Genomic DNA, 11402 nt, shown 5'->3' with positions numbered 1-11402 from the left:
ACTTGAGGAAGTGCAGGCCGGTTACGCCGCCAAGCGCTTCTCCAGCTCTGCCTTGGCCTTGGCCAGCTCCTGCGGCACGTTGCCTTCCAGCTTCTGGAACAGCTCGTCATGCAGCTTCAGCTCTTCCATCCAGGCATCGGTGTCGATCGACGTGATCTGCTCGAACTGCTCGCGCGTGAAGGCGATGCCGTTCCAGTTCAGGTCTTCGTAACGCGGCGTGGTACCGAAGATGTTCTCGGTTCCGCCAACCGTGCCTTCGATGCGATCGAGCTTCCACTTCAGTACGCGCATGTTGTCGCCAAAGCCAGGCCAGACAAACTTGCCATCCGCATCGGTACGGAACCAGTTCACGCAGAAAATCTTTGGCAGCACATCGCTGCCATGCTGCTCGCCAACCTTCTTGCCCAGATTCAGCCAGTGCTTGAAATACTCGCCCATGTTGTAGCCGATGAATGGCAGCATCGCGAACGGGTCGCGGCGCACGATGCCCATCTGGCCCGCAGCCGCGGCGGTGGTCTCGGAACCCATGGTCGCGGCCATGTACACGCCCTCTACCCAGTCGCGCGCTTCAGTTACCAGCGGCACGGTGGTCGAGCGGCGGCCGCCGAAGATGAATGCCGAAATCGGCACGCCGGCAGGGTCATCCCAGGCCGGATCGATCACCGGGTTCTGGGTTGCCGCGACGGTGAAGCGCGCGTTCGGATGCGCGGCCTTGGTGCCGGACGCCGGCGTCCAGTCCTTGCCCTGCCAGTCGACCAGGTGCGCAGGCGCTTCCTTGGTCATGCCTTCCCACCACACGTCGCCGTCGTCGGTCAGCGCGACGTTGGTGAAGATGACGTTTTCGCGCAGCGATGCCATGCAGTTGAAGTTGGTCTTCTCGTTGGTGCCCGGCGCCACGCCGAAGTAGCCTGCCTCGGGGTTGATCGCGTACAGGCGGCCGTCGGCGCCCGGCTTGATCCAGGCGATGTCGTCGCCGATGGTGGTGACTTTCCAGCCTTCAAAGCCGGTCGGCGGGATCAGCATCGCGTAGTTGGTCTTGCCGCAAGCCGATGGGAACGCCGCCGCGACGTAGTGCTTCTTGCCCTCTGGCGACTCGACGCCGAGGATCAGCATGTGTTCGGCCAGCCAGCCGGCGCCGCCCTGCTCGGCTTCCTGGTGGCCCATGTTGGAAGCGATGCGCAGCGCGAAGCACTTTTTGCCCAGCAGCGCGTTGCCGCCGTAGCCGGACCCGAACGACCAGATTTCACGGGTTTCCGGGTAGTGCACGATGTACTTGGTCGGGTTGCACGGCCAGGACACGTCCTGCTGGCCGGCACGCAAAGGCGCGCCAACGCTGTGCACGCACGGTACGAAATCGCCGTCGGTGCCCAGCACGTCGTACACGGCCTTGCCCATGCGCGTCATGATGCGCATGTTGACGGCCACGTAAGGCGAGTCGGACAGCTCGACGCCGATGTGGGCGATCGGCGAACCCAGCGGGCCCATCGAGAACGGCACCACGTACAGCGTGCGGCCGGCCATGCAGCCGTCGAACAGGCCGTGCAGGGTGCGGCGCATCTCGGCCGGGTCGGTCCAGTTGTTGGTCGGGCCGGCCTGCTCTTTGGTTTCCGAGCAGATGAAGGTACGGTCTTCGACGCGGGCCACGTCCGACGGGTCGGACCAGGCAAGGTAAGAATTGGGACGTTTGGCTGGGTTGAGCTTTTGCATCGTGCCCGCCGCGACCATCTCGCCGCACAGGCGGTCATACTCTTCCTGCGAGCCGTCGCACCAGTAAATGCGCGCAGGCTTGGTCAGGGCCGCCACTTCGGCGACCCAGTTGATGAGCTTTTGATGTTTGATGTAAGCTGGGACGTTCAGTGCTGCAACGCCGCCCATGACGGGCTGATTCATAGTACCTCCAATGCCAATTAAAATTCTTTGGTCCTGTACGGCAGATCGTCGTCAGCTGGAGAGCTCTTGCGCACGTGACTGCTGGAACGGGAAGGCGATCCGATGGTCCGGCGGTACGGCGGTCATGTCGCCAACCTCTTTGACGAGGCTGGTGGACTTGGGTGTTGCAGGGATTTGGAGGGCCTCCGGCCCGGGCAAATCCCGATTTTAGAGGGCGATTGTACACCCGCTATTAGTCGTTTAATATGCAAAACCCACAAAAATGTAGGAATAATGCCCGACTAAAGTAGTAAGCTATTTCGATACTCACGAAACCTGTTATTTACCTACGTAGGCAAGCTCAACATCTGGCATCTCCCATGAAAATTGCAATTCTCGACGATTACCAGGACAGCGCGCGCGGACTCGCGTGTTTCAGATTATTGGACGGCTACGAGGTCAAAACATTCACCAATTCCTCACGCGGACTGGGCCAGCTGGCGATCAGGCTGGCGCCTTACGACGCGCTGGTGCTGATCCGCGAACGCACCGCTTTCCCGCGCGCGCTGCTGGCGCGCCTGCCGAATCTGCAGCTGATTTCCCAAACCGGCAAGGTCAGCGGGCATGTCGATGTCGAGGCGGCGACCGAGTACGGGATCGCGATCGCGGAAGGCACCGGCTCGCCGGTGGCGCCGGCCGAGCTGACCTGGGCGCTGATCATGGCGGCCACCCGCAAAATCGTCCCGTATGCAAGCAACCTGAAGGACGGGCTGTGGCAGACCGCCTCCATCAATCCGCAGCTAAACGGACTGGGCACGGTGCTGCGCGGACGGACGCTGGCGATCTGGGGCTACGGAAAAATTGGCCGCATGGTGGCCGGCTACGGCAAGGCTTTCGGGATGCAGGTGCTGGTATGGGGCGGCGAAACGAGCCGGGCGGCGGCTGTGGCCGATGGCTTTGAAGCGGCGGCCAGTTGCGACGACCTGTTCGAGCGCGCCGATGTGCTGAGCCTGCATCTGCGCCTGGCCGACAGCACGCGCGGTATCGTCACCCACGCGCGCCTGGCGCGCATGAAGCGCACCGCGCTGTTTGTGAACACGAGCCGCGCCGAACTGGTGGCCGAGGGTGCGCTGGAACAGGCACTTGGCGAGGGGTGCCCTGGCTTCGCCGCGCTCGATGTGTTCACCAGCGAGCCGCTGGCGGCGGGCGCGCCGATCCTGCGCATTCCGACCGTGCTGGCCACGCCGCACATCGGCTATGTTGAACAGGACAGCTACGAGATGTACTTTGGCGCGGCATTCGAGAACCTGGTCAATTTCGCCAGGGGCGAGCCGAGCAATATCCTGAATCCGCAAGCGCTGGGCAAGCAGCGCCTCTAGCGCTGGCGCCGTTCCCGCGCAGGCGCACTGCTGTCCGGAATATTCTGCTTTACCCGAATCGCTCGGCAGCCAAGCGTCGTTTCAGAAGCGACAGCCACAAGGAAATCGGCAATGCAGGCCAACGTCGCCCCTGCGCAGGCAGGGGCCCATACGAATCGTGCCGAGCATTGGCCCCTGCCTTCGAAGGGGCGACGTTAAGTCTTGCATTTCCAGTCTCAATGTCGCGATTTCTTTGAGCGCCCCGAACCCGATTGAGGCGATCGCACTGTCAACAAGAATATTCCGGACGGGATGTCAGCGCTCTTCTTCCTGCGGCGTCAGGCGGATCTTTGGCGCCGGCATCACATGCGCGCGCGTCCACAGGCCGGCCCAGCCCGGCGGCCAGCCGATCGCCGGCCCGCTATAGGCTGGCAAGGTGGCGCGTACCGGAATCACCGGCACTGGCGGCGTATCGCGCAAGCCGCCCGCGACCGGCTTCTCCATATCGAGGCTGTACATGTAGCCGGGCAGCAGCGCGTCGCAAACATCGGCAAACCACGCGCTGTGGTCTTCATCGCGGCCAAGGGCCTGCGCCAATCCCTGCGGATCGAATTTGGCCAGCGCGTGCACCAGCTCCTCGGTGGTGGCGCCCGGCGTATCGCCCCAGCCCATCACCGGGTTGACGTTGTAGTCGGCGCCCGACCCATACCAGCCCTCGCGCCAGGGGCGCTGCATCCAGTCGCGCTGGCCGGTGAACAAGTGCCAGCGCCAGTGCAAGCCGGATGGCTTGGGCCAGGAGTACAGGTACAGCTTTTCGTAGCCGGCCTCATGCAGCGAACGCACCATCGCCATCAGGCGCGCATGCGGCATGCGGTCGGGCGGCGCGCGGCGGAACAGGATCGGCTCGCCGTCGGCGTGCTGCACTTCATCGGATGACAGGTTGAGGTCGAGCGTACGCGCTTCGGAGCCGAAGCGTGCGGAGATCCAGCCGGTCAGCAGGTTGACGTGGGTGATGACGCCGTAGCCGCGATGGCGGTGGAAAATAACAGTACCTGGAGCAAGCGCTTTCATCGGGTAAGCCGGGAAAAATAAAGGATCAGTGTACTGATGGGGTATCGGGGATTCCAGCCCGGTCACAACCTGAAACATCATCGCCGCGTATTTCGACAGCAGCTGTGGTAACGGCTATCATAAGCCACTTTTACCCAACTACGATACGACCATTATGAGCTTGCGCATCATTGCCACCGGCGGCACCTTCGACAAACACTACGACGAACTGACGGGCATCCTCGGCTTCTCCGACAGCCATCTTCCGCAGGTGCTGGCGCGCACGCGCATGACGATTCCGGTCGAACTGGAAGTGCTGCCGCTGCTCGATTCGCTGGATATGAAAGAGGAGGACCGCCAGCGCGTGCTCGCCTCATGCCGCGGCGCCAAAGAGAAAGCGATCGTGATCGTGCATGGCACCGATACCATGAAGGAAACCGCCGAGGTGCTGGGCAATGCGGGACTGGAGCAGGCGATCGTGCTGACCGGCGCGATGATTCCTTACGAGATTGCCAACTCGGATGCGCTGTTCAACCTGGGCTTTGCAACGGGCGTGGCGCAGACCTTGCCGCCGGGCGTGTATGTGGCGATGAACGGGCAGGTGTTCACGTGGAATAACGTGACCAAGAACCGCGCGGCGGGCGTGTTCCAGCCTTTGTAAGTCAGATCGGCGGATAAGGGCGCAGCCCGCATCCGCCGGATTCCCTTAGGCCTTGGCTTCTCCGCCCAGCGCCTCGACGATGTCGCCCATCATCTTCGACAGTTCGCCCGTCATCAACATCATGTCGTTGTCGAAACGCTCTTCGTCATTGCGCGTGCTGGTGTCGTTTTCCTTGATGACGTCCAGCGGCTTGATGCCCTTGATCGCCAGCGACTCGGTCAGCACGAACGAGACCTTGTCGTTCCACGTCATCGCCAGGCGCGTGCACTGCTTGCCGGCGGCGATATGGCGGCGGATGTCGTCCGGCTCCAGCGTGTGCTTCACGTAACGCACCGCGGCCTTGCTCTCGCCGGTGGCGCGCAGTTCGGTGTCCTGGTCGACGGTAAAGCCGTGCGGCGCTTCGTCCATCTCCAGCCATGCCGTCATCACCGCGACCGGCGAGCGCTGCACGCGCAGGCTTTCCAGCGGCATGCGGTCGACCGCCTTCAACAGCAGCTTGATCACATCATCGGCCTTCGACGGGCTGGCCGCATCGACCACCAGCCAGCCGTTGACCGGATCGATCCAGGTCCAGACGTTGCTGCGGATGCTGAATGCGCGCGGCAGCAGCTCGTCGGCAACGCGTTCCTTCAATTCTTTCATCGCCTTCTTGCCGGGCGCGAAGCCTTGCGCCTCTTCCAGCTCGGCCGCCTTGGCCTTGGCGACCTGGTTGATGACCGACGTCGGCAGCAGCTTCTTTTCGGTACCGAGCAGGATCATCATCTGCTTGTTTACGGTGTGCACCAGATTGCCATTACCGCGCGGCGAATCCCAGCCCTGGCGCAGCAATTCATTGCTCGATGCCGGAGCAAAGCGGGTCGGCGCCAGCGCCTCTTCCAGCTGCTCGGGTGTGTAAGCCCACGGTGCGGGCAGGCGGTAAATCTGTAGATTCTTAAACCACATTTTGCTAAACCTTGTGTCAGTCAGTATGTCCAGAGGAACGCCATTCTACACGCTCGATCCGGCCCGGGACGGCTGGATGTTGCATACGATGACGCTTAAATATCGCTGCCGCTCTCGCTAAACAAGCTCAGCTGTTCGACGCCCTCGGCCTCGCCCAGCCGCACGCCCAGGCCCAGCAGGCGCACCGGGCGCTTGCCGCGTTGCCAGGCGGTTTCAATCAGGTTCTCGAAATGCCCAAGCGTGGGTGCCGACGTGGCGGACTCGACGGTCGTCTGGCGGAAATCCGAAAACTTGATCTTTACAAAAGGTTTCTGCGCGGCCGACTCGGTGCCCGAGCGCTTGATGCGCGCCTGCAGGCGCTCGAACAACTCGGGCAGCAATGCGATGCAGTTCTGCAGGTCCGGCACATCGGGCGTGTAGGTTTCCTCGACGCTGACCGACTTGCGCTCGCGCGAGGTCGACACGGCGCGGTTATCGATGCCGCGGCACAAGTCGTGCAAGCGCGCCCCAAAGCTGCCGAAATGGTGCTCCAGGTCGGCCAGCGTCCAGCTGCGCAGGTCGCCGCAGGTCTGGGCGCCGAGATGATTCAGTTTCGCTGCCGTCACCTTGCCGACGCCCCACAGCTTCTTGACCGGCAATACGGCGACGAAAGCATCGACCTCATCCGGGCGAACCAGGAACAGCCCATCCGGCTTGTTCCAGTCGCTGGCGACCTTCGCCACAAACTTGTTCGGCCCGACGCCCGCCGACGCGGTAATGCCGACGGTGTCGAAGATGCGCCGCCGGATTTGCTGGGCGATCAAGGTCGCGCTGCCCTTGCAGTGGGGCGAGTCGGACACATCGAGATAGGCCTCGTCGAGTGACAGCGGCTCGACGATCTCGGTGTAATCATTGTAGATGGCAAGGATCTGGCGCGACGCCACGCGGTACTTCTCCATGTTCGGCGGAATCACCACCAGATCGGGGCACAGCTTCATGGCCTGCGCGGTCGCCATGGCCGAATGGATGCCATAGCGGCGCGCCTCGTAATTGCAGGTGGCGACGACGCCGCGCTGATCGGAGCGCCCACCGACGGCCAGCGGCACATCGCGCAGCGCCGGGTTGTCGCGCATCTCGACCGACGCATAGAAACAATCGCAGTCGCAATGGATGATTTTTCGGACGGGGTCGTTCACTCGGCGGGGTGCCACAAGGCGGGCAACTACTGTAATTCCATACAGTATTATCTGAAATCGCTTTTGTTGCAAGTAATCCGCGCCGCCTCGGGGGTCCAACATGACCCCAACGAGCTGGGCCCCAAAGAAAAAGGGCGGGAAACCGAAGTCTCCCGCCCTGCTGGCACTACCCTCGCTGGAAACTTACCAGGTCAGCTTGAGCGTGTAGGTGCCGCTGGTCGAGCCGGTGCCGCCACTGTAGTACACCACGCGAACGTAGCGGGCCGAGGTGGTGCTGCCGGTGTTGGTGACATTGACGGTGTCGACCGAGCCGGCGCCGTTTTCGCTCTTGCCGAGCTGCGTGCCCGCACTGTTGTACACGTACAGGTCGTAGTCCTTGGTGCCAGGGGTGAGCACCGAGTTCAGGGTTTTACCGGCCGGCAGCTGGACCACGAAGTAGTCGGTGTCGGTCGTCGAACCCAGGTTGGCGTTGACGGTCGTGCCGCTGGTCGCGACCGGATCGGCGGTGCCCAGCGTGTTGTTGGACTCGGTTTCGGCCAAGGTGGTGCCGGTGGTGGTGCCGATGGCCGCATCAACCGCGGCGTTGGCATCGACGATGCCCGAGCCGCAGCTGGTGCAGGTTGCCGGGAAGGCGCGGGCAGTCGACTTCAACATGCTCTCGATCTGGTCCGGCGTCAGCGTCGATTTCTTCGACAGCATCAGCGCAGCGACGCCGGCGACGTGCGGCGTCGCCATCGAGGTGCCCTGGAAGAAGGCGTAGTTGTCGGCGCCTGGCGCGCCGGTGCCGGCGTTCAGGGTCGACAGGATGCCGTTGGCGGCCACGCTGGTGTCGCCACCTGGCGCTGCCACGTCAACCACGGTGCCGTAGTTCGAGTACCAGGCGCGGCCGCCGGAGCGGTTGGTCGCGGCAACAGTCACCACGCCGGCGCAGTTGGCCGGGTTGGAGTTGCTGGCGTTCTGGTTTTCGTTACCGGCCGCGACGATCACGACCGTGCCGCGCGAGCGGGCGCTGTTGATCGCGTTCTGGCTGGTGGTGTCGCAGGCGCCGCCGCCGCCGAGCGACATGTTGATGACCTTGGCCGGGTAGGCGTTGGCTGGCACGCCGCTGACGGTGCCGCCGGACGACCAGATGATCGCGTCGGCGATGTCCGAAGTGTAGCCGCCGCACTTGCCCAGCACGCGTACCGGTACCACCGTGGCGCCATAAGCAACGCCAGCCACGCCGGCGCCGTTGTTGGTTGCCGCTGCGATGGTGCCGGCGACGTGGGTGCCGTGCCAGCTGGAGTTCTGGGTCTGGGTAGGTTGGCCGCCGCCGCATTCGCCGGCCAGCACACGGTCGCCCGGATCCGACGCGTCCGAGTCGCGGCCGTTGCCGTCATTCGAGATGAAGGTGTCGGTGATGAAGTCGTAGCCGCCGACGATCTTGCCGCTCAGGTCGGCATGTGGACGGTAGCCGGTGTCGATGACGGCGACGCGTACGCCGGTGCCGGTCGACTTGTCCCACGCCAGGTTGGCGCGCAGGCCGCCGGTGGCTTCGAAGTAGTGCCATTGTTCGTTGTAGCGGGTGTCGTTCGGGGTGAACAACTTTTGCATGATGCGGTCTGGCTCAGCATATTCGACGTTCGGATCGCGTTCCATCAGGTCGCGCGCCAGGGCCTGCACTTCGGCGACGCTCATGCGCTTGTTCAGCTTCATGACATGCGCGCCGGTGGCGATGCCGTGCGACAGTTTCATGCTCAGGCCGAACTGCTGGCCGGCGCGGTTCAGGATCGCTTCGCGATCCTTGCCGACCGCGGCGTGCTTGGCAGCACCCTTGCCGGCAGGCTTGGAGTCCTTGTACTTGACGATCATGCGGTCCGTATGCATGGTCTGGGCTTCCACCGTGGCCTGGAACTCCGGCACGGCGGCATTGGCGGTCAGAGGCCCGCCGATGACTACTGCAGCTGCAAAAACTCCCAACACTGCCGGGTACGTCGAATGCTTCAGCTTCATGTCAAATCCTTTTTTCCGTAAGAATCTTATGGTGGCAGTCGCAACTGGATGGCCAGCTGTGCTGCCGTTTTTTTTCTACGCAATTGTTACGCAGACTCGCTTTCAAGCAAGCTCTGCAGATTACGACGAAACCAAAAGAAAGATTCGGGAATTCAATGACATTCGCGGTAAACACAACACTTAGGCGGGAAGTTTGAGCAAAATCAAATGTTGTTTGGTTAAGAGCGGGTATGGCCGTTGAATCGGTTGTTTTTATTTGAACGGGTTTCGTGGGAAATGTTAAAAAATGGATGGCAGATTGGCTCGGCACAGTGCGCTGTGGAATGGGTGTTGTTACTGCAGAATTGAAAAAGGGCCCGACAGTGTCGGACCCTTTTTTGACTGGCGGAACGGACGGGGCTCGCCTACGTGCCGCAGGCCGCGGATTTCCTTGCAAGGAAATCCCTTCGAGCCCCAAACCGCGTTCCCCGCAGGGGGAACGCTCTGACCGTGGAAACGAAAAAAGGCCCGACACTGTCGGACCTTTTCTCTTTTTGCTGGCGGAGCGGACGGGGCTCGCCTACGTGCCGCAGGCCGCGGATTTCCTTGCAAGGAAATCCCTTCGAGCCCTAAACCGCGTTCCCCGCAGGGGGAACGCTCTGACCGTGGAAACGAAAAAAGGCCCGACACTGTCGGACCTTTTCTCTTTTTGCTGGCGGAGCGGACGGGGCTCGAACCCGCGACCCCCGGCGTGACAGGCCGGTATTCTAACCAACTGAACTACCACTCCGTTTTTACTCTGATCGGTGTTGCTGATCATGATGCAGGACTCTGAGTCTTGGTGGGTGCTGAGAGGCTCGAACTCCCGACCTACGCCTTGTAAGGGCGCCGCTCTACCAACTGAGCTAAGCACCCATATGCTCGCTTAACTCAGAGACTTCTTGCATCCGACGCTTGTCATCGCGTCTGAAGAGGCCGAATCATAGCAAATACCTTTCGACCTGCGCAAGGGTTTTTCGAAAAATAGCGAAAATCCCCGCGCTTGCTTAAGCGAACTTGAGCATCGGCTCGCCATTCTTCACCCGGTTGCGCCCGCCACTCTTGGCCTGGTACAGCGCCTGGTCGGCCCGCGCCAGCGCGGCGTTGATGTCTTCGTTGGGGTCGATCAGCACGACGCCGATGCTCACCGTCATCGCGTAGCCGTGATTCGGCAAGATCACCCGTTCGACCGCTTCGCGCAGCCGCTCAGCGGCCTGCATTGCGCCAGTCAGGTCGGTGCCCGGCAGCGCCAGCGCGAATTCCTCGCCGCCCAGCCGGCCCATGATGTCGTGCTCGCGCAGCTCCGAACGCGCGGTGTCGGCGAACACGCACAGCGCCTGGTCGCCGCAGGCGTGGCCGAAGCGGTCGTTGAGCGACTTGAAATGGTCGATGTCGAGCATCATCAGCGAGATCGGCTTGCGCAGCCGCGCCGCCAGCATGCGCGCCGCTTCGGTGCGCTCGAAGAAGGCGCGCCGGTTCGCCAGCCCGGTCAGGCTGTCGGTGGTGGCCAGCAGCGCCATCTCGCGGTCGTCTTTTTCCTTGCATAGCAGCAGGAAGCCGAAGCCGTTGACGATCACCAGCAGATAGCCGGTGACAAACGTGAACGCGTGCGCCGCGTGCGGCGACAGCAAGGTGAAGGTGCCGGGCATCAGGTCCGACAGCGCACGCGCGCTCATCGCCAGGAAGAAGCTGGCGTCGTTGACGCCGATAATGCGGCGCAGCAGCGTGCTGTCGCTTGCCGGACGCAGCAGCGCGAACGCGATCGCGCCGATCATCACCGCGACCACGCTCGACATCAGGCCTGTCGCGTACGGCAACGCGGCGCCGGATAGGCGCAGGCCAATGTAGGCAATGATCGACAGCGCCGCGAACGGGTACAACACCCGCTTCCAGCCCTTGAAGCCGAAGAAGGTGCAGTAAGCGGCCACTTCCAGCGTAATGCCGACCATCACCAGGGAGTTCGCGGAAACGCTGTGCCACAGCGCCGGCACCGGCGCCTGCAGCCAGCCCATCAGGTAGGCCGAGCCGACCACCAGCTTGGACCAGGTCCAGATGCGCATCGCGGCATGGCGCTGCGAATGGGCGTAACCTGCCATCAGCACCGCCAGGCCAATATTGCCGATGGCGAGCACCAGCACGAAAGTTTTAATGTCGATCACTACAGTTCCTCGCTTGAGAGACTTCCTCCGGCCCGCAGGGATTGCCGCGTCCGATCAATTTTCCGCTGCAAAATGGCGTTGGATAGCTTGCATTTGCATAGCAAAATTGTAATAGGTGTTTCCCAAAGGAACTATATTACACGGTATTGATGGTTGTACGGTTGTACCGTGAAGAATT

Annotated in this window: 8 protein-coding genes and 2 tRNA genes; 2 read left to right on the top strand and 8 right to left on the bottom strand. The window is 62.4% G+C overall.

Features of this window, described 5'->3' with window-relative positions; all coding sequences use genetic code 11:
* Window positions 1-21 precede the first annotated feature (21 nt).
* Window positions 22-1890 carry a phosphoenolpyruvate carboxykinase (GTP) gene (locus I4X03_RS04040; RefSeq protein WP_223465950.1) on the bottom strand — a complete coding sequence of 623 codons (1869 nt, stop codon included), beginning with the start codon at window positions 1888-1890 and terminating at the stop codon, window positions 22-24.
* Between the two features lie 359 nt (window positions 1891-2249).
* Here I4X03_RS04040 and I4X03_RS04035 point away from each other — a divergent pair, with 359 nt between their 5' ends.
* Window positions 2250-3248: a D-2-hydroxyacid dehydrogenase family protein gene (locus tag I4X03_RS04035; protein WP_223465948.1), complete on the top strand. Its 999-nt coding sequence runs from the start codon at window positions 2250-2252 to the stop codon at window positions 3246-3248.
* Window positions 3249-3542: 294 nt separating this feature from the next.
* Here the strand turns inward: I4X03_RS04035 and I4X03_RS04030 are convergent, their stop codons facing one another.
* Window positions 3543-4298 carry an L-asparaginase gene (locus I4X03_RS04030; protein ID WP_223465946.1) on the bottom strand — a complete coding sequence of 252 codons (756 nt, stop codon included), beginning with the start codon at window positions 4296-4298 and terminating at the stop codon, window positions 3543-3545.
* Between the two features lie 154 nt (window positions 4299-4452).
* Here I4X03_RS04030 and I4X03_RS04025 point away from each other — a divergent pair, with 154 nt between their 5' ends.
* Complete coding sequence (locus I4X03_RS04025) at window positions 4453-4938, top strand: asparaginase domain-containing protein (protein WP_223465943.1); 486 nt, start codon at window positions 4453-4455, stop codon at window positions 4936-4938.
* Window positions 4939-4983: 45 nt separating this feature from the next.
* Here I4X03_RS04025 and I4X03_RS04020 read toward each other — a convergent pair whose 3' ends face one another.
* From I4X03_RS04020 to I4X03_RS03995, 6 genes are all read right to left on the bottom strand, one after another.
* The gene (locus I4X03_RS04020; protein ID WP_223465941.1) at window positions 4984-5880 is read right to left on the bottom strand and encodes a recombination-associated protein RdgC; all 897 of its coding nucleotides are present in this window, start codon (window positions 5878-5880) and stop codon (window positions 4984-4986) included.
* Between the two features lie 95 nt (window positions 5881-5975).
* Window positions 5976-7055, bottom strand: coding sequence for a DNA polymerase IV (dinB, locus tag I4X03_RS04015; protein ID WP_223465939.1), 1080 nt, complete (start codon window positions 7053-7055; stop codon window positions 5976-5978).
* 183 nt (window positions 7056-7238) lie between these two features.
* A complete protein-coding gene (locus tag I4X03_RS04010; RefSeq protein WP_223465934.1) occupies window positions 7239-9047 on the bottom strand; it encodes a S8 family peptidase in 1809 nt (602 codons plus the stop codon).
* Window positions 9048-9739: 692 nt separating this feature from the next.
* Window positions 9740-9816 (bottom strand) — tRNA-Asp (locus I4X03_RS04005).
* A gap of 49 nt (window positions 9817-9865) precedes the next feature.
* A tRNA-Val gene (locus I4X03_RS04000) sits at window positions 9866-9941 on the bottom strand.
* 131 nt (window positions 9942-10072) lie between these two features.
* The gene (locus I4X03_RS03995) at window positions 10073-11224 is read right to left on the bottom strand and encodes a GGDEF domain-containing protein (RefSeq protein ID WP_223465933.1); all 1152 of its coding nucleotides are present in this window, start codon (window positions 11222-11224) and stop codon (window positions 10073-10075) included.
* Window positions 11225-11402: the final 178 nt, after the last annotated feature.

It is taken from the genome of Massilia soli (assembly GCF_016809835.1).
GTDB lineage: Bacteria > Pseudomonadota > Gammaproteobacteria > Burkholderiales > Burkholderiaceae_D > Telluria_A > Telluria_A soli.
Note: the sequence above shows the minus strand (reverse complement) of the source record. Positions and strands in the feature narration are given on the sequence as shown.

What these genes read in the sequence shown, in the direction of transcription:
- I4X03_RS04040 (WP_223465950.1), bottom strand. Translation starts at nt 1,890, where the DNA reads ATGAATCAGCCCGTCATGGGCGGCGTTGCAGCACTGAACGTCCCAGCT.
- I4X03_RS04035 (WP_223465948.1), top strand. Translation starts at nt 2,250, where the DNA reads ATGAAAATTGCAATTCTCGACGATTACCAGGACAGCGCGCGCGGACTC.
- I4X03_RS04030 (WP_223465946.1), bottom strand. Translation starts at nt 4,298, where the DNA reads ATGAAAGCGCTTGCTCCAGGTACTGTTATTTTCCACCGCCATCGCGGC.
- I4X03_RS04025 (WP_223465943.1), top strand. Translation starts at nt 4,453, where the DNA reads ATGAGCTTGCGCATCATTGCCACCGGCGGCACCTTCGACAAACACTAC.
- I4X03_RS04020 (WP_223465941.1), bottom strand. Translation starts at nt 5,880, where the DNA reads ATGTGGTTTAAGAATCTACAGATTTACCGCCTGCCCGCACCGTGGGCT.
- I4X03_RS04010 (WP_223465934.1), bottom strand. Translation starts at nt 9,047, where the DNA reads ATGAAGCTGAAGCATTCGACGTACCCGGCAGTGTTGGGAGTTTTTGCA.